The sequence below is a fragment of the Leclercia sp. LSNIH3 genome, assembly GCF_002935105.1.
Classification (GTDB): domain Bacteria; phylum Pseudomonadota; class Gammaproteobacteria; order Enterobacterales; family Enterobacteriaceae; genus Enterobacter; species Enterobacter adecarboxylatus.
The window spans coordinates 4304016-4321740 of record NZ_CP026387.1 but is presented as its reverse complement, the minus strand read 5'-3'; the positions used below and the strand labels follow the sequence as shown (position 1 = coordinate 4321740).

Genomic DNA, 17725 nt, shown 5'->3' with positions numbered 1-17725 from the left:
ATTACAACGGACGTTGCCGACAAGCCGCAGGCATGAACAGGCGTCATTATAATGACGCCATCGGTAAATGCTACGTTATCCGTTGATTATCCTGCGACGCTCGCAAAGAATTTATGATAATCGGTCGCGGCGAGAACGTTTTCAAGGTTCGCCACCAGCTCGCGCAGCCCCTGCTCATCCTCGCGGGTAAAGCGATTAAAGACCGTGCTGTCGATATCCAGTACACCAATAATCTGATTATTCACTTTCAGAGGAAGGACGATTTCAGCATTGCTGGCGCTGTCGCAGGCAATATGCCCATCGAATGCGTGGACGTCATCAACACGCTGCACCTGGTCTTGCGCTACTGCGGTACCACACACGCCGCGCCCAACCGGAATACGTACGCAGGCCAGTTTGCCCTGGAAGGGCCCCAGTACCAGCGTCTCGCCTTCAAGCAGATAGAAACCGGCCCAGTTCACCTCAGACAGACGTTCGAAAAGCAACGCGCTGGTATTCGCCAGGGTGGCTAAAAAACTGGTTTCACCTGCCATCAATGCCTGAAAATCACGGTTCAAATCCGCGTAGAATTCTGTTTTGCTCATTATTCAATCACTTGGTTGTCTTACAAAATTACAGCATAGCCTATTAAAATAAGCTTTATTTACGCCCATGCTCAAGATGAATCCATTCATGAGTTAAGATAACTATTAACTATCCTTTTTTAGCGCGACCGATGGCTCTTAAAACACCAAAAATATCAACGGCGAAAAAGATTACTGTGCATGCGGTCGGCGATGCGCTTCCTCGTGCACATTATCAGCGTTGTCCACAATGCGATACGCTTTTTACGTTGCCAAAGATGAAATCACACCAAAGTGCTTTCTGCCCGCGATGTAACGCAAAAATTCGCGATGGCCGTGACTGGTCCCTGACGCGACTGGCCGCGATGGCCGTCACCATGATGCTGCTGATGCCTTTTGCCTGGAGCGAACCGCTGCTCAGTTTGCACCTGTTAGGCGTGCGTATCGACGCTAACCTGCTGCAGGGGATCTGGCAGATGACCCGTCAGGGGGACCCCCTCACCGCCTCGATGGTGTTGTTCTGTACCGTCGGCGCGCCGGTGGTGCTGGTAGCCGCCATCGCCTATCTGTGGTTTGGCAATATTCTGGGAATGAACCTGCGCCCGGTGCTCCTGATGCTCGAGAGACTTAAAGAGTGGGTGATGCTGGATATCTATCTCGTGGGGATCGTCGTGGCCTCTATTAAGGTACAGGATTACGCCTGGCTACAGCCCGGTAGCGGCCTGTTCGCTTTTATCGCGCTGGTGATCCTGAGCATTCTTACGATGATCCATCTGAATGTGGAGCAGCTCTGGGAGCGGTTTTATCCCCAGCGCCCCGCCACCCGCTACAACACCGATTTGCGAGTCTGTCTGGGCTGTCACTATACCGGATTACCCGACGCGCGCGGCCGTTGCCCTCGCTGCCATATTCCGCTGCGCCTGCGCCGCCACAATAGCCTGCAAAAATGCTGGGCGGCGCTGATTGCCTCGCTGGTGCTACTGTTACCCGCCAACCTGCTGCCTATCTCGGTGATTTACGTCAACGGAGCGCGGCAGGAAGATACCATTATGTCGGGCATTATTTCGCTGGCGCAGAGCAATATTGCCGTCGCGGCCATCGTGTTCATCGCCAGTATTCTGGTGCCCTTTACCAAAGTCATTGTGATGTTTACCCTGCTCATCAGTATTCATTTTAAGTGTGAACAGGGGCTGAAAACCCGCATACTGCTGTTGCGTTTTGTGACCTGGATTGGCCGCTGGTCAATGCTGGATTTGTTTGTCATTGCGTTGATGATGTCGCTGATCAATCGCGATCAGCTCCTTGCTTTTACTATGGGACCCGCAGCGTTCTATTTTGGCACTGCGGTGATATTGACTATTCTTGCAGTCGAATGGCTGGATAGCCGCTTACTTTGGGATGCACATGAGTCAGGAAACGCCAGCTTCGCCGACTGAAGCGCGAGTTAAAACAAAACGTCGTATTTCGCCTTTCTGGTTACTGCCGGTTATTGCACTGATGATCGCCGGCTGGTTGATCTGGACCAGTTACGAAGATCGCGGCAGTACCATTACCATTGATTTCCAGAGCGCCGATGGCATCGTTGCGGGTCGTACACCCGTACGCTTCCAGGGCGTTGAGGTGGGCACTGTCCAGGATATCTCGCTCGACAAGAACCTGAATAAAATTAAGGTTCGCGCCAGCATCAAGTCCGATATGAAGGACGCCCTACGGGAAGAGACGCAGTTCTGGCTGGTGACGCCGAAAGCCTCGCTGGCAGGGGTCTCCGGGCTGGATGCGCTGGTGGGCGGTAACTACATCGGCATGATGCCGGGCAAAGGTGAGCCAAAAGATCACTTTACCGCCCTGGATACGCAGCCGAAATACCGGCTCAATAACGGCGATCTAATGATTCATCTGCACGCGCCGGACCTCGGTTCACTGAACAGCGGATCGGTAGTCTATTTCCGCAAGATCCCCGTTGGTCGCGTCTATGACTACGCCATTACCCCGAATAAGCAAGGGGTGACCATCGACGTGCTGATCGAACGGCGCTTCACCTCCCTGGTGAAAAAAGGCAGCCGTTTCTGGAACGTTTCTGGCGTCGATGCCGATCTCAGCCTGAGTGGGGCCAAAGTGAAGCTGGAAAGTCTGGCGGCGCTGGTGAACGGTGCCATCGCCTTTGATTCGCCGGAGGGTTCTGCGCCTGCCACCCAGGAAGATGATTTCGGCTTGTACAAAGATCTGGCCCACAGCCAGCGCGGCGTGATTGTGAAGCTGACCCTCCCTTCTGCGGATGGCCTGAAGGAGGACTCCACGCCGCTGATGTATCAGGGGTTACAGGTTGGGCAGCTCACCAAAATGACGCTAAATCCTGGCGGTCTGGTCACCGGTGAAATGACCGTTGACCCCAGCGTGGTCGATCTGCTGCGGAAAAATACGCGTATTGAAATGCGTAGCCCTAAACTGTCGCTCAGTAACCCCAGCATCAGCAGCCTGCTCACCGGCAGCACTTTTGAGCTGATCCCCGGCGGCGGCGAGCCGACTAACCAGTTTACTATCGCCCCGGCCGATAAGGCATTGTTACAAAAACCCGGTGTCCTGACTGTGAAACTCAGCGCGCCGGAGAGCTACGGTATCGACGCGGGTCAGCCGCTGATTCTGCACGGCGTGCAGATTGGGCAAGTGCTTGAGCGGTCATTATCCAGCAAAGGGGTCACCTTTGAGGTGGCGATTGATCCGCAGTACCGCGAGCTGGTGCATGGCGACAGCAAATTCGTGGTCAACAGCCGGGTGGATGTCAAAGTCGGGCTGGACGGCGTTGAGTTTCTGGCGGCCAGCGCCAGCGAGTGGATCAGCGGCGGGATCCGTATCCTGCCGGGCGAGAAAGGCGCTATGCGCGACAGTTACCCGCTGTTTGCCAACCTCGATAAAGCGCTGGAAAACAGCCTGAGCGATCTGCCAACCACCACCCTCACGCTGGTGGCCGATACCCTGCCGGACGTGCAGGCGGGTTCGGTCGTGCTGTATCGCAAATTCGAAGTGGGTGAAGTGATCCTTGTGCGCCCACGTGCAAATGCCTTTGACATCGAACTGCATATCAAACCGGAATATCGCAAATTGCTCACCAGCAACAGCGTGTTCTGGGCTGAAGGCGGGGCCAAAGTGCAGCTTAACGGCAGCGGACTGACGGTGCAGGCTTCTCCGCTCTCTCGTGCACTGCGCGGTGCCATCAGCTTTGACAACCTGAGCGGCGCCAGCGCCAGCCAGCGTAAAGGTGATAAGCGGATCCTCTATCCGTCTGAAACCGCCGCCCGCGCGGTCGGTAGTCAGATCACCCTTCACGCCTTTGATGCAGGCAAGCTCGCAGAAGGGATGCCGGTGCGCTATCTGGGGATTGATATTGGTCAGGTCCAGAGCCTGAAGCTGATTACCGCCCGCAATGAAGTGCAGGCTACGGCGGTGCTGTACCCGGAATATGTCGACAACTTCGCCCGCACCGGAACGCGTTTCTCGGTGATCACGCCGCAGATTTCTGCCGCGGGGGTGGAACATCTGGATACCATCCTCCAGCCTTATATCAACGTCGAACCAGGCCAGGGCAAACCGCGACGCGACTTTGAGCTGCAGGAAGCGACCATCACCGATTCGCGCTATCTCAATGGCCTGAGCATTGTGGTGGAGGTGCCGGATGCGGCATCGCTTGATATCGGTACGCCGGTACTGTTCCGCGGGATGGAAGTGGGTACGGTGACCGGCCTGTCGCTCGGGACGCTCTCTGACCGGGTGATGGTGGCCCTGCGCATCAGCGATCGTTATCAGCATCTGGTGCGTAATAACTCCGTCTTCTGGCTGGCCTCCGGTTACTCGCTCGATTTCGGCCTGACCGGCGGCGTAGTGAAAACCGGGACCTTCAATCAGTTTATCCGTGGTGGGATCGCCTTCGCGACGCCGCCGGGTACGCCGCTGGCGCCAAAATCTCAGCCCGGCAAGCACTTCCTGTTACAGGAGAGCGAGCCGAAAGAGTGGCGCACATGGGGCACCGCCCTGCCACGTTAATGCCTGCGCTCCGGTGTCAACGCACCGGAGCCTTTGTGATACACTGCGCGCCTCTTTTTACTCCCTGTGGTGCGCTCGTGTCTCAACGTCCCGTCTATCTGCCAGATGAATTTCTGGCGCAAATGCGCCAGGCTCTGCCTGACCCTCTCGCTCTCGATGCTTTTATCGCGGCTTGTCAGCGCCCGCTGCGCCGCAGCCTGCGCGTCAATACCCTGAAAATCAGCGTCGCGGATTTCCTCACGCTTGTTGCCCCCTACGGCTGGCAACTCACCCCGGTTCCGTGGTGCGAAGAGGGGTTCTGGATCGAACGTGACGACGGAGAAGCGCTGCCGCTGGGCAGCACCGCCGAGCACCTGAGTGGGCTGTTTTACATTCAGGAAGCCAGCTCCATGCTGCCGGTTGCCGCGCTGTTTGCCGACGGCAATACGCCTGACCGCGTGATGGACGTTGCAGCAGCCCCCGGGTCCAAAACCACTCAAATCGCCGCGCGGATGAATAATCAGGGCGCGATCCTCGCCAATGAATTTTCCGCCAGCCGCGTCAAAGTGCTGCATGCCAACATCAGCCGCTGCGGGATCAGCAACGTTGCTTTAACCCATTTTGATGGCCGCGTGTTTGGAGCCGCCCTGCCGGAAGCCTTTGATGCGATCCTGTTGGATGCCCCCTGCTCCGGCGAAGGAGTGGTGCGCAAAGATCCCGACGCGTTGAAGAACTGGTCCGTCGCCAGCAATCTGGAGATTGCAGCCACTCAGCGTGAGCTAATCGACAGTGCTTTCCATGCCCTGCGCCCCGGCGGCACCCTCGTGTACTCCACTTGCACCCTGAACCGCGACGAGAACGAAGCCGTCTGCCTGTGGTTACAAGCGCAATATCCCGACGCCGTGGAGTTCCTGCCGCTGAACGATCTGTTCCCCAGCGCCAGTGAATGCGTGACCCCAGAAGGGTTCCTGCACGTCTTCCCGCATATCTACGACTGCGAAGGTTTCTTCGTGGCGCGGCTGCGCAAAACCTCCGCTATCGAGTCGCTCCCGGCGCCGACATTCAAGGTGGGTAATTTCCCCTTCACGCCGCTTAAAACCCGCGAAGCCGCGCAGATTACCGCTGCGGCAAATCTGGCGGGCCTGCAATGGGAAGATCACCTGCGCCTGTGGCAGCGCGATAAAGAGGTGTGGTTGTTCCCGACGGAAATAGAACCGTTAATCGGTAAAGTGCGCTTCTCTCGTGTCGGCATCCGTCTGGCCGAAACTCATAACAAAGGTTACCGCTGGCAGCATGAAGCGGTGATCGCGCTGGCTGGTCAGGACAACACGTTTGCCTTAACCCAGCAGGAAGCGGAGGAGTGGTACCGCGGCCGTGATGTCTATCCCCAGACGAGTCCTGCCGGGGATGATGCGGTGGTGACGTATCAAGGTTTCCCTATTGGGCTTGCGAAAAAAGTGGGTTCACGCCTGAAAAATAGCTACCCGCGCGAGCTGGTTCGCGATGGTCGCTTGTTTACCGGTAACGTCGACGCGAGTTAAAAAACGCACTTTTTTACTGGCGCTTTTGCTCTTCATTGACCAGGCTGAAAAGTGGGCGACTATACTGGTCGTACCAGAACACAGCGAGTTAATGGAGAGCATTATGACGAAAACCAATGTGCGCATTGGCGCATTCGAAATCGATGATGCCGAGTTAAACGGCGATACGCAGGGCGAACGAACGTTAACCATTCCGTGCAAGTCTGACCCCGATCTGTGTATGCAGCTCGATGCCTGGGATGCAGACACCAGCGTCCCGGCTCTCCTCGATGGCGAACACTCTGTCCTGTACCGTGAGCATTACGATCAAGGTTCCGATGCCTGGATCATGCGCCTTGCATGATTCAGAGAGAACCCGCCCGCAGGCGGGTTATTTGTCCCTCTATTTCCCCCTTCCCTAATCATCCCCTACAATATTAATACGATAGTGATTGCTGAGGGGCATGATGTACGCACTGGTGTTGTTTATTTGTTATCTGGATGCGGGTTGCGAAGACCTGGTAGTGGATGTTTATCGCACCGAAATCCAGTGCGAGGCATCGATGGACGATCAGCGGATCCGCCACGGCGGGTGCTATCCGGTTGAAGAGTTCATCGACGGCTTCTGGCGCCCGGCCCAGGAGTATGCCGACCTTTAATCACTGTAGCTGTGCCAGCGTCAACGTCCCACCAAACACCGCTCCGGTGTCAATATAGTGCAGATTCTGGCAATCAAACCGCTTCCCTAGCGGCGTATGACCAAACCAGAAGTGATCGGCTCCGGCGATCCCCTTCTCCTGACCGCTCATTAACTCCCGCAGGCGCTCCCTGTCCCACAGAATCTGCTGCTTCGGGACCGGTTTATCCCATTCATACTGCGATGATGGGTAATCGGCATGAGCAATCACATTCACACCGTTGGCGCAGGTGATCTCAATAATCCACGGCAGCCTTTCACATTGCCTGAACAGCTCGAGAGCCTGCTGTTGTTCCTCGCCCTTTAATTCGGCAAACCAGACGCCGCCATTCATTAACCACAGCCCAAAGCTCTTATTATGCAGGGCATCCAACGCCATCTGCTCATGATTGCCGCGTACGGCATAGAACCATTTTTCATTTAATAACTGCATGCATTTCACGCTGTCTGGCCCGCGATCGATCAAGTCGCCGACACAAATAAGCAAATCCTCATACGGATTAAGCTGTCGCTGCTTTATTTCATCCATAAGCATTTGATAACACCCGTGAAGATCGCTTACTACCCAGACGTGTCGCCAGTTGTGACCATCAAGTTTTAGATACATAGCGCCTCCTCAGGATCAGTATAGCCCGTGCGGAATGGACCACTCAGAAAGTGCGAAGGCCGTCCTCTTGAATAACCTCAATCGATATTAAACGAAGCGGAAATAAAGGTTTAGCAACGGTTAAATCATTATCCGATGACCTTTAAGATAATCGCAGAATTACAAAGAGGTCTTTATCGTGTCTAATACCATCCTGCCCGTTGAGGTGTCATACGCCCACCGTTCTTCCGTTATTCTCGCCCTGGCGAAAGGCGATCTGACGCCCGGGCCGCTGTGGCAGAAACGCGATTACCGGTTGAAATTCTTCCTGCGCACCCTGCTTTTCTGGTCCTCGACCACCCGTATGCTGGAGACGATCTCCCGGCGCGATGATTTTTCTACCTTGCTGAAGGCGCAGCCGACGCTGCCGGTGAAAACCCAGCGCCAGTACCTGACCCGCGGAATGACCGCCAGTGAGCGCGCGGAGGCGATCCTGCATCACTATGCCTGGATTGATGCGCTGGCGGACAATGGCCTTGCCCACCTCTTTACCAGCCCGTCGCCGCTTCCCCTGCTGCAGTTTGCGACCAAAGATGAGGCGAGCTATACGATCTATGCTACCTCTGCGGTTAAGGCTGAACGCGAGGGCGAAACCACGCTCTGGTTACGTGCCGGGGATAACACTCTGCTGGCGAGTCTGACCTTCAGCGTCATCCGGGAAAACGACCGCAGCGTGCTGGTCATTGGTGGCCTGCAGGGGCCACGGCGAGATGTCGGACGGGAGACGATCAAAAACGCCACCCGTGCCTGTTACGGCCTGTTCCCTAAGCGTATTCTTCTGGAAGCCGTTTTCAATCTGGCGAAGCAGTCTGGTATCAGCGCCCTTTATGGCGTCAGCGACGAGGGCCATGTTTTTCGCGCCCTGCGTTATCGTTTGAGTAAAGGTCGCCATCTCCACGCCAGCTATGACGAGTTCTGGGCCTCACTGGGTGGAAAACCCGACAATGCCTTCCGCTGGGCCCTGCCATTTGGCATGGAACGTAAATCGCTGGAGAGCATTGCGAGTAAAAAACGCGCCGAATATCGCCGCCGCTTCCAGCTGCTGGATGAGATTGAACATGCCATCGACGCCTATTTTTGCCGCTAATCTCTGCTTTCATCGGTAACAGGCAAAAATTTAACACAAGCGCTAAAAAGCGCTGGACTTCCCTCGGGCGTAGTGTGGTATGGTTTAACGAAGAACAGAGAATGTTGCCCATCTGTTAAAGTTCGCAAAGGGAAAAGGCGTTTACTTTCAACAGATAAAAAGAGACCGAATACGATTCCTGTATTCGGTCCAGGGAAATGGCTCTTGGGAGAGAGCCGTGCGCTAAAAGTTGGCATTAATGCAGGCTAAGTCGCCTTGCACTTTAAGAATAGATGACGACGCCAGGTTTTCCAGTCCACAACAAAAGTGGCCTGAAAAAAAGCGTTAGCCTGTCCTTAAACACAAAAACCGCAATGCTTCCGAAGAGAAGCCTGCGGTTTTTTTTATTGGAAGCGGGAAACTAGCAGAGCGTATTTGCGCGCTCGATAAAGGGTGCCAGGCTCATCTTCTGCCCTGGATTTTTCGGGTCGTCAACCTGGATAATGGCGATCGGCTGGCCGTTGCTCTTACCGCTGTCCACCTGCTGCTGCGCCACGTCGTTCAGAGGATATTGCACCAGCGTGCTCGGGTTGATGGCATATAGCGCATGACCCGGACGGCAGGTGAGCATCACCTCTTCCCGGTTAAACGCCCATTTGTCTTTACCCACCTCAAACCGGCTCACGGTGATCACCTGCGGTGCCGCCAGCGCCGTGCCGGAACAGGCCAGCAGTAAGAGAGAAAGTACGGTTTTTTTCATTGTGTTCCACCTCGTCAGAAGGGTTCCCAGGTCGCGAACAGGCTGACTGCCGCCAGAACCAGCGCCCCCAGCACAACCTCAGTCTGCGTCATCCTGATAAAATAGCGTTGCTCGCGTCCGTCGCCAGAACGAAATCGCGGCACCAGAACATACCGATTCACCAGGGCAATTACCACCATCATTGCCACCAGCGCACATTTCAACAACAGCATTCGCCCCCAGCCCGAGTGCCACGGTACGACCCAGCCCTGGATCAACAAGGTATTGATCGCCCCGGTGAGCATGACCCCGGCTACAGCCAGATGACCGTAGCGCGAGAAGCGCATCATGGTGTGGATCGCGGCCTCCCGCCAGCGCCCGTGCGACAGACGCAGGCAAAACAGCAGCGGCAATAAGCCACCCAGCCAGACAGCGGCACACAGCAGATGCAGGGCATGATTGCTGCGCTGCACCCTGCCAAGAATACCGTCATGCATCGCCGCATGCCCGGTTCCCGCCAGCAGAATAAACTGCGCGGCGGTAAACAGCAGGAGCAGGGGCGCGGCTTTACGTGGCTCCAGCCAGGCAATCCAGAGGGTCACGAAGGCCAGCATCATCTGCCATAGCCAGACCCGACCGAACTGGGTGGTCAGCACCGCTTGCCAGGTTGGCGGACTGATCACATCCTGCCAGCCACTGCCCATCACCCCCCCCTGGAGCGCAAGCATTATCAGCGCCGACAGCAGACTGATGAGCGCGATCGTTTTTTGCCGACGGCGAAAACGCCGCTTCAGCAAACGCCGCAGGGAGGCAGGCGCCAGCCAGGCGCTGTACAGGGCGCTACCAAACAGCACCATCAGGGCAGAAAAATGAATAAATCGCAGCGTAACGTAGCAAAACGCCAGCATGTTACTTCACGCTAAAACGGTAGCTACCCTGGGTTTTGTGACCGTCTACGGAGACCACGTGCCAGTCCACCTGGTAAGTGCCTGCCTTCAGCGAAGATGCCATCGGCACGATCAGCTGCGTCGGGTCTTTTTCATTGCGTTTGACCGCGCCGGTTTCAACGGGCTGCTGATTAGCATCCTTGACGGAAACGCCGCTAAACCGCGGCTCGATCCCCTCGGAGAAGTTAAGCGTTAATGCCTGGGGTGCCGCGTCAACAGCAGCATCGGCCGCGGGATACTGATGCTTCAAATGCGCATGGGCAAAGGCAACCGGAGTCGTCAGCGTAGTCAGTAACAGAGTCAGCGTGCAGACAGCACGGGAAAGGCGCATCGCCATCACATACATTCCTTTTTGTTATGCCTGATTGTCAGAGAATAACTCTGTATAATGATCCAGTCGAGGATCATCCTGCCCGGACTTGTCAACACGCCGCCGTTTGGGTAACTTTGCCCGCAAATGAAGGAGACGGTTATGAAAATTAATCTCGCCACCCTCCCCCAGGAGGAGATGGACAAAGTGAATGTGGATTTGGCCGCGGCGGGCGTGGCATTCAAAGAGCGCTATAACATGCCCGTTATCGCTGAGGTGGTAGAGCGTGAACAACCGGCGCACCTGCGCGACTGGTTCCGCCAGCGTCTGATTGCTCACCGCTTGACCTCTGTCACCCTCTCACGCCTGCCGTGGGAGCCGAAAGTTAAATAACCTTACCCGGTGATACATTTCCTTACACAGATTATGGCAGGATAAAAAGCCCTGATTCATTCAGGGGCTTTATGAATCTCTGCGACTCCGTGCATAAGGAAATCACGATGTCTCACTGGAATATTGCGGCTGCTCAGTACCAGCCGACCCATCATTACGTGGATGACCACATTACACACCATCTGCGTTTTATCGCCGCCGCCGCACGCCAGCAGTGCAATTTGTTGCTCTTCCCGGAACTCTCGTTAACCGGCCCGGTCTTACCAGACAGCCATCTCCCTGCCCCACCCACTCATCAGCAGCTCGCACCTCTGCATGAGGCCGCGCAGGTGTGTAACCTCTCGGTTATTGCCGGGATCACGGTAGACGAAAACGGCCAGCGCCAGCGTGGACTGGCGTGGTTTAGCCCGGACCAGCCTCAGGCCATTGTCTATCCGCATGGCGCGGGTGCCTGTCTGGAGAGCCGACACAGCGGCCTGACCCTGGTGGATACTCACGCCGACCAGCCCGGGATCGCCCCCAACGCCACGCTGCTTACCCGCAGTATGGCGCTGAGTGAAGCTGAGCGGCCTGCCACTTTTGCCCGATTGCAGCGTTTTGCCCACCGCTATGCCATTGCGGTGCTGGTGGCAAACCACGACGGCGGCAGCGCCCTGTGGGATGCCCGCGGGCAGTTAATTCTTCGCGCCGATCGCGGCGAGGTATTATTAACAGGCCGCTATGTTGAGCAGAGTTGGCAAGGTGAGATCATTCCATTACGCTAAACCTTTTACGGCCAGGAGAGAGCCATGCTACGTGTCATCGACACCGAAACCTGCGATCTGCAGGGAGGGATTGTGGAAGTGGCGTCTGTCGATGTTGTGAACGGGCAGATCGTCAATCCATGCAGCCATCTGGTGCGCCCGGATCGCCCCATTAGCCCGCAGGCGATGGCTATTCACCGCATCACCGAGGCAATGGTAGCCGACAAACCCTGGATTGAAGAGGTGATCCCCCACTACCACGGCAGTCCGTGGTATGTGGCCCATAACGCCAGCTTCGATCGCCGCGTTCTGCCCGAAATGCCGGGGGAATGGATCTGCACCATGAAACTGGCCCGGCGTTTATGGCCGGGCATTAAATACAGCAATATGGCGCTCTATAAGTCGCGCAAACTCAGCGTCAGAACGCCAGAAGGACTACATCATCACCGCGCCCTGTACGACTGCTACATTACCGCCGCATTGCTGATCGATATTATGAATACCACCGGCTGGACCCCGGACGAAATGGCCGACATCACCGGACGCCCGGCGCTGCTGACCACCTTTACCTTCGGTAAATACCGCGGGAAGGCGGTGGCGGAAGTGGCGGACAAAGATCCGGGCTATCTGCGCTGGCTGTATAACAACCTCGACAGAATGAGTCCTGAGCTACGTCTGACGCTGAAGCACTATCTGGGCGGATCCTGATCCGCCTCTCCCGACCGGCTTGTTAACGTCTCCTGCGCAAGGCCGACGATAAAGGCATACTCCAGCGCCACCCCTTCATAGGATTTGAAGCGACCAGATTTGCCGCCGTGTCCGGCATCCATGTCGGTGCAAAGCAGCAGTAAATTATCGTCGGTCTTCAATTCACGCAATTTCGCCACCCACTTCGCAGGCTCCCAGTACTGCACCTGGGAGTCATGCAAACCGGTGGTCACCAGCATGTGCGGATAGGCCTTCGCCTCAACGTTATCGTAGGGGCTGTAGGATTTCATGTAGCGGTAGTAGGTCGCATCCTGAGGGTTACCCCACTCCTCATATTCGCCGATGGTCAGCGGGATGGTTTCATCCAGCATCGTGGTCAGCACATCGACAAACGGCACCTGCGCCACCACGCCTTTAAACAGCCCCGGACGCTCATTAATGACGGTGCCCATTAGCATGCCCCCCGCGCTGCCCCCCATCGCGAAGCACTGTTTGCGATCGCCATAACCCAGCTCGAGCAGCCCGTCACAGACATCCAGGTAGTCATTGAAGGTATTTTTCTTTTTCAGGAACTTGCCGTCTTCATACCATTTCTGCCCCAGCTCCCCGCCGCCACGGATATGGGCAATCGCGAAGACAAAGCCCCGATCAAGCAGGCTCAGGCGGCTGCTGCTGAAATCGGCGTCAATGCTGGAGCCATACGAGCCGTAGCCGTAGATAAGGATAGGGTTTTTGCCCTTGCGAAAATGGTGCTTATGGTAGACCAGCGAGACCGGCACTTCGGTGCCGTCGCGGGCCACGATCCAGACGTGTTCACTGCGATAGAGGTCAGCGTCAAAGCCTTTAACCTCGGCCTGCTTCAGCACCTTGCGCTGCCCGGTATCCATATCCAGCTCAAACAGGGTGTCCGGGGTGGTCATGGAGGAGTAGCCGTAGCGCAGCCGCGACGTTTCCGGCTCGGGATTATACCCAATCCAGGTCACGTAGGCGGGATCGTCGAAGGCAATCCCGATGACCTCCCGGGTTTTGCGATTGATCTGGCGCAGACTGGTCAGCCCGCGCTGGCGCTCTTCCACCACCAGCCAGTCGGTAAACAGGGTAAAGCCTTCAAGCATCACCTGATCGCGTGGCGGGATCAGCACTTCCCATTTGCGTTCATCACGCACTTTGGTTTTGTAGAGGCCAAAGTTTTTGCCTTCCCGGTTGGAGCGCAAATAGAAGGTGTGCTGGAAGTGATCGAGGCTGTATTCATGATCCTTACGGCGCGGCATAAAGCACAGCGGCTGGGCGTCCGGCAGCTCGGCATCCAGTAGCAGCACCTCGGTCGTGGTGGCGCTGGCGAGGAAAATAATCACGTAGTGTTTTGAGGTGGTCTTATGCAGGCTGACGTAAAAGGTTTCGTCTTTCTCCTCATAGACCAGCTCGTCACTGGTGGACGCAGTGCCTACCGTATGCCGCCAGACCTGAAAGGGGTGCAGCGTGGTGGCATGCTTCTTAATGTAGTAGACCGTCTCTGAGTCGTTGGCCCAGATAAAATCGGGGGAGACGTTATCGAGCATCTCGGGATACCAGTTCCCGGACTCCAGGTTGCGGAATCGCAGGCCATACTGACGCCGCGAGAGGTAATCTTCCGCCAGCGCCATAATGGCGTTATCCGGCGACACGGCCATCCCGCCCAGGGTATAAAACTCGCTGTGCGAGGCCCGCTGGTTGGCATCCAGCAGCGTTTCCCACTCTTCCCACTCGGCGCAGAGTACCGACTGCCGCTGATAGATGGCGTATTCGTTCCCTGGCTCATAGATGTGCCGGTATCGATAGCCGTTTCGACTCCAGGGCGCCGAGACATCACGCTGCGGGACGCGTTCCACCATTTCGTTAAGCAGGCGATCCTGTAACGCCTGCTGCGTCGACATGACCCGATGGCCATAGTCATTTTCATCGTGGAGGTAGTCCAGCACCTCCGGCTGTGAGCGGGTATCGTCGCGCAACCAGTAATAGTTGTCGATACGCGTATCACCGTGTGCGGTGAGAGCATGCGGTATGCGTTGGGCTTTAGGTGGCATGTCAATATGATTCTTTTACGATTTACACCCTATAAGGTTGGCAAAACATGCGCACGATGCAAGCGAAACGGGATACCCGGACGTAAAAAGTTAGCCGGGGAACGCCTGTTTTTGTTGGCGAATATCCTGCTCAATCCCCTCGCGAACCTCCGTCGGGATCTTCAGCGCATCACCCAGCGCATTCAGATAGCTGCGCTCCATAAAGTGATCGATATCAATCGCGGCACAGCTCAGGAAATAGAGCTCCAGCGCTTCCTCTTCATTTTTGATCCCCTGCGCCAGACGCTGTGGATCAAGTGGCTGCTCAATGGCCTGTGCCACCAGCGCCCTGCCCTGCTCCTCCACGCCCGCTTCACGGAGCTGTTGCTCGATGGCGGCACGCTCTTGATCATCAATATGGCCGTCACTCTTCGCCGCAAAGACCAGCGCCAGGATCAGCCTTTCACTGCGCACATCAAGCGGTGAGGCCTGCTGACCAAACTGCGGTTCATCCTGATGGGCGTTGCGTACCTTGTCCTTATACTTGTTCCACAGCACGCTGCCAGCAATGGCACCGCCCCCCGCCAGCAGAGCGCCGGTGCCATATTTTGCCAGCAGCTTTCGCGAAGATTTATTCGCCACCAGCAGCCCGGCCAGGCCACCAAGTGCGCCTGGTGCCAGCATTTTGCTCAGCCCTTCACCCGAGGAGGCCCCCGTTTTCTGCCCAAGCAGCGACTGTAATTGATTCAACCAGTTTGACATGATTTCCCTCACTTAACGGTGCATGAATTTCACAGCGTAAGCGAGGGGATGTCAGGAAATGTCTGCGGCAACAAAAGAAGCGAAAATTCACTTTTTGGGTGAGAGGTATTGGGCACTGCCCGCTTTACAATCAATTTTCACCTGATAATGGATATCGGTGTTTTTACCGCGTACCGTCAGCGGAACAGTCCACTGATCTTTTTCCCCTCTCACCTCCTTCGGGTTGATCCACGCCACCGGATCCGCCATTCCCAGCGTCTTTTGATCGTCTGCCCAGCGCACGATGCGGTTTTGCAGATAGTCCCGCTTCACGCTGGCGGCAATCCCTTTAGCATCCAGCCCTTCACAGGCCGGAAATTTCACCTTTTTCTCGTTTGCGGCCTGCGCCGTCAGGCTGGCGGCCATAAGCGCCAGCGCCATCACTGCCCCTGTTTTGTTCATCATGCTCTCCTGTATTGGCTTCCCCAAAAGCATGGTCGAAAACGGCCATGATGCAAATAACCACCTGTCCAGACAGCGGATTTCTGCGAAGCAAGACAGACGCAAACGTTTTCGTTTATACTGCGCGCAACTTTCTCAGGGGGATGATTATGACTCGTTTAGGAACAGCGCTGCGACCAGCAGCGACGCGCGTGATGTTGCTCGGCTCCGGTGAACTGGGCAAAGAGGTGGCCATCGAGTGCCAGCGGTTAGGGATTGAAGTTATTGCCGTCGATCGCTATGCCGATGCACCGGCCATGCACGTTGCGCACCGCTCGCACGTCATCAACATGCTGGATGGCGATGCCCTGCGCGCCGTGATTGCCGCAGAACAACCGCACTTTGTGGTGCCGGAAATCGAAGCCATCGCCACCGACACCCTGCTGGCGCTCGAGGCCGAAGGCCAGCGCGTGGTGCCTTGCGCCCGCGCCGCGAAGCTGACCATGAACCGGGAAGGCATTCGCCGCCTGGCCGCAGAAGAGCTGTCCCTGCCCACCTCCCGCTATCGCTTCGCCGACAGCAAAAGCGATTTTTTGCAGGCGGTGAACGAGATTGGTTACCCGTGCATCATTAAGCCGGTGATGAGTTCTTCCGGCAAAGGGCAGAGCTTTGTCCGCAGCGCCGAGCAGCTGGATCACGCCTGGGATTACGCCCAGCAAGGTGGCCGCGCTGGTGCCGGGCGGGTGATCGTTGAAGGCGTGGTGCAGTTTGATTTTGAGATCACCCTGCTGACCGTCAGCGCCGTCGATGGCGTACATTTCTGCGATCCTATTGGTCACCGTCAGGAAGATGGCGACTACCGTGAGTCCTGGCAGCCGCAGCAGATGAGCCAGCTGGCCCGCGCGCGCGCCGAGGAGATCTCCCGCAAAGTGGTCCTGGCTCTGGGTGGTCATGGGCTGTTTGGCGTCGAGCTGTTTGTCTGTGGCGATGACGTGATCTTCAGCGAAGTCTCCCCGCGTCCACACGATACCGGCATGGTGACCCTGATCTCTCAGGATCTCTCCGAGTTTGCGCTGCACGTTCGCGCCTTCCTGGGCTTGCCGGTCAGCGGCGTGCGACAGTATGGCCCGGCAGCGTCGGCGGTGATGCTGCCGCAGCTGACCAGCCAGAACGTCACCTTTGATAACGTCGATGCCGCAGTGGGCGCGGGCTTGCAGCTGCGTCTGTTCGGTAAACCAGAAATCGAAGGTTCGCGCCGTCTGGGCGTGGCGCTGGCGACGGGTGAAAGCGTGGAAGAGGCGGTTGAGCGGGCGAAACAGGCCGCCGCGAGTGTCCAGGTAGCAGGATAAAAAAACGGGCCGAATGGCCCGTTTTTGTTGGCATTGCCTGGCGACGCTTCGCTTGCGTTGGCCTGCAAGGTATTGAACTTGCAGGCCGGGTAAGGCAAAGCCGCCATCCGGCAAAGCAAAACCTTACTGCTGCGCGCCTTCTACCGCTTCGCGCGCCAGCTTAGTGATGCGATCCCAGTCACCCGCTTCCAGCGCATCCGCCGGCACCAGCCAGGAACCACCGATACACAGCACGCTTTTCAGCGCCAGGTAGTCACGGTAGTTCGCCGGAGAGATGCCGCCAGTCGGGCAGAAACGGACGTTGGCGAATGGACCTGCGATTGCCTGCAGCGCTTTGGTGCCGCCGTTGGCTTCCGCCGGGAAGAATTTGAACTCTTTCAGACCGTAGTCCAGACCCAGCATCAGCTCAGAAACGGTGCTGATACCCGGGATCAATGGAATGGAGCCTTCGGTTGCCGCTTTCAGCAGAGGCTCAGTCAGGCCCGGGCTGATGGCGAACTGCGCACCGGCTTCGGTAACTTCAGCCAGCTGCTGTGGGTTCAGCACGGTACCCGCACCGATGATAGCTTCCGGCACTTCTTTGGCGATGGCGCGAATTGCATCCATTGCACAGGCGGTACGCAGGGTGACTTCCAGGACGCGAACGCCACCGGCAACCAGCGCTTTCGCCATTGGCACAGCATGTTCCAGCTTATTAACCACGATCACCGGCACTACCGGGCCAGTTTTCAGGATTGCTTCTGCACTTGTATTCCAGTTTTTCATCAGAGTTTTTCTCTCGCCAGATCGATAATTCTTGTCGT

Annotated in this window: 19 protein-coding genes; 10 read left to right on the top strand and 9 right to left on the bottom strand. The window is 56.6% G+C overall.

The genetic code is table 11. The features are described from left to right. Window positions 1-86: 86 nt before the first annotated feature. Complete coding sequence (locus tag C3F35_RS20925) at window positions 87-584, bottom strand: GAF domain-containing protein (RefSeq protein ID WP_059307646.1); 498 nt, start codon at window positions 582-584, stop codon at window positions 87-89. A 131-nt stretch (window positions 585-715) separates the two neighbouring features. Here C3F35_RS20925 and yebS point away from each other — a divergent pair, with 131 nt between their 5' ends. From yebS to C3F35_RS20900, 5 genes are all read left to right on the top strand, one after another. After that, window positions 716-1999, top strand: a complete 1284-nt coding sequence (gene yebS, locus C3F35_RS20920) for a membrane integrity lipid transport subunit YebS (protein ID WP_059307645.1) — start codon at window positions 716-718, stop codon at window positions 1997-1999. Then, complete coding sequence (locus tag C3F35_RS20915; protein ID WP_032611541.1) at window positions 1968-4601, top strand: PqiB family protein; 2634 nt, start codon at window positions 1968-1970, stop codon at window positions 4599-4601. Before yebS ends, C3F35_RS20915 begins: the two co-directional genes overlap by 32 nt. Window positions 4602-4678: 77 nt before the next feature. Beyond that, window positions 4679-6121, top strand: a complete 1443-nt coding sequence (gene rsmF, locus C3F35_RS20910) for a 16S rRNA (cytosine(1407)-C(5))-methyltransferase RsmF (RefSeq protein WP_103792068.1) — start codon at window positions 4679-4681, stop codon at window positions 6119-6121. A 103-nt stretch (window positions 6122-6224) separates the two neighbouring features. After that, window positions 6225-6464 carry a YebV family protein gene (locus C3F35_RS20905; RefSeq protein ID WP_032611546.1) on the top strand — a complete coding sequence of 80 codons (240 nt, stop codon included), beginning with the start codon at window positions 6225-6227 and terminating at the stop codon, window positions 6462-6464. Between the two features lie 103 nt (window positions 6465-6567). Beyond that, window positions 6568-6759, top strand: a complete 192-nt coding sequence (locus C3F35_RS20900) for a YebW family protein (protein WP_032611549.1) — start codon at window positions 6568-6570, stop codon at window positions 6757-6759. Here the strand turns inward: C3F35_RS20900 and pphA are convergent, their stop codons facing one another. Then, the gene (pphA, locus tag C3F35_RS20895) at window positions 6760-7404 is read right to left on the bottom strand and encodes a protein-serine/threonine phosphatase (protein ID WP_103792069.1); all 645 of its coding nucleotides are present in this window, start codon (window positions 7402-7404) and stop codon (window positions 6760-6762) included. 178 nt (window positions 7405-7582) lie between these two features. Here pphA and C3F35_RS20890 point away from each other — a divergent pair, with 178 nt between their 5' ends. Beyond that, on the top strand, window positions 7583-8530 hold the full coding sequence (locus C3F35_RS20890) for a VirK/YbjX family protein (protein ID WP_103792070.1): 948 nt from the start codon (window positions 7583-7585) through the stop codon (window positions 8528-8530). A gap of 400 nt (window positions 8531-8930) precedes the next feature. Here the strand turns inward: C3F35_RS20890 and C3F35_RS20885 are convergent, their stop codons facing one another. The 3 genes from C3F35_RS20885 to yobA are packed head-to-tail and all read right to left on the bottom strand — an operon-like array spanning window position 8931 to window position 10532. Then, window positions 8931-9269 carry a YebY family protein gene (locus C3F35_RS20885; protein ID WP_032611900.1) on the bottom strand — a complete coding sequence of 113 codons (339 nt, stop codon included), beginning with the start codon at window positions 9267-9269 and terminating at the stop codon, window positions 8931-8933. 14 nt (window positions 9270-9283) lie between these two features. Then, a complete protein-coding gene (gene copD / locus C3F35_RS20880) occupies window positions 9284-10156 on the bottom strand; it encodes a copper homeostasis membrane protein CopD (RefSeq protein ID WP_103792071.1) in 873 nt (290 codons plus the stop codon). Window position 10157: 1 nt separating this feature from the next. Continuing rightward, complete coding sequence (gene yobA / locus C3F35_RS20875) at window positions 10158-10532, bottom strand: CopC domain-containing protein YobA (protein ID WP_103792072.1); 375 nt, start codon at window positions 10530-10532, stop codon at window positions 10158-10160. A 135-nt stretch (window positions 10533-10667) separates the two neighbouring features. Between yobA and C3F35_RS20870 the strand changes: the two genes are divergently transcribed. From C3F35_RS20870 to exoX, 3 genes are all read left to right on the top strand, one after another. After that, window positions 10668-10898, top strand: a complete 231-nt coding sequence (locus C3F35_RS20870) for a DNA polymerase III subunit theta (protein WP_032611906.1) — start codon at window positions 10668-10670, stop codon at window positions 10896-10898. A 107-nt stretch (window positions 10899-11005) separates the two neighbouring features. After that, window positions 11006-11662 (top strand): nitrilase-related carbon-nitrogen hydrolase, encoded by a 657-nt coding sequence (locus tag C3F35_RS20865; protein ID WP_103792073.1) that lies wholly within the window; start codon window positions 11006-11008, stop codon window positions 11660-11662. Between the two features lie 24 nt (window positions 11663-11686). After that, complete coding sequence (exoX, locus tag C3F35_RS20860; protein ID WP_103792074.1) at window positions 11687-12349, top strand: exodeoxyribonuclease X; 663 nt, start codon at window positions 11687-11689, stop codon at window positions 12347-12349. Here exoX and ptrB read toward each other — a convergent pair. The 3 genes from ptrB to yebF all read right to left on the bottom strand — a co-directional run bounded on the left by ptrB (window position 12331) and on the right by yebF (window position 15594). Further along, window positions 12331-14412 (bottom strand): oligopeptidase B, encoded by a 2082-nt coding sequence (gene ptrB / locus C3F35_RS20855; RefSeq protein ID WP_059307639.1) that lies wholly within the window; start codon window positions 14410-14412, stop codon window positions 12331-12333. The two genes, exoX and ptrB, sit on opposite strands and share 19 nt — an antisense overlap. A gap of 90 nt (window positions 14413-14502) precedes the next feature. Continuing rightward, complete coding sequence (locus C3F35_RS20850) at window positions 14503-15153, bottom strand: tellurite resistance TerB family protein (protein WP_103792075.1); 651 nt, start codon at window positions 15151-15153, stop codon at window positions 14503-14505. A gap of 87 nt (window positions 15154-15240) precedes the next feature. Continuing rightward, complete coding sequence (gene yebF, locus C3F35_RS20845) at window positions 15241-15594, bottom strand: protein YebF (RefSeq protein WP_032611916.1); 354 nt, start codon at window positions 15592-15594, stop codon at window positions 15241-15243. 149 nt (window positions 15595-15743) lie between these two features. On the opposite strand from yebF, the gene purT reads away from it, so the two are divergent. Further along, complete coding sequence (purT, locus tag C3F35_RS20840) at window positions 15744-16922, top strand: formate-dependent phosphoribosylglycinamide formyltransferase (RefSeq protein WP_103792076.1); 1179 nt, start codon at window positions 15744-15746, stop codon at window positions 16920-16922. A gap of 123 nt (window positions 16923-17045) precedes the next feature. Here the strand turns inward: purT and C3F35_RS20835 are convergent, their stop codons facing one another. Next, the gene (locus tag C3F35_RS20835) at window positions 17046-17687 is read right to left on the bottom strand and encodes a bifunctional 4-hydroxy-2-oxoglutarate aldolase/2-dehydro-3-deoxy-phosphogluconate aldolase (RefSeq protein WP_059307637.1); all 642 of its coding nucleotides are present in this window, start codon (window positions 17685-17687) and stop codon (window positions 17046-17048) included. Window positions 17688-17725: the final 38 nt, after the last annotated feature.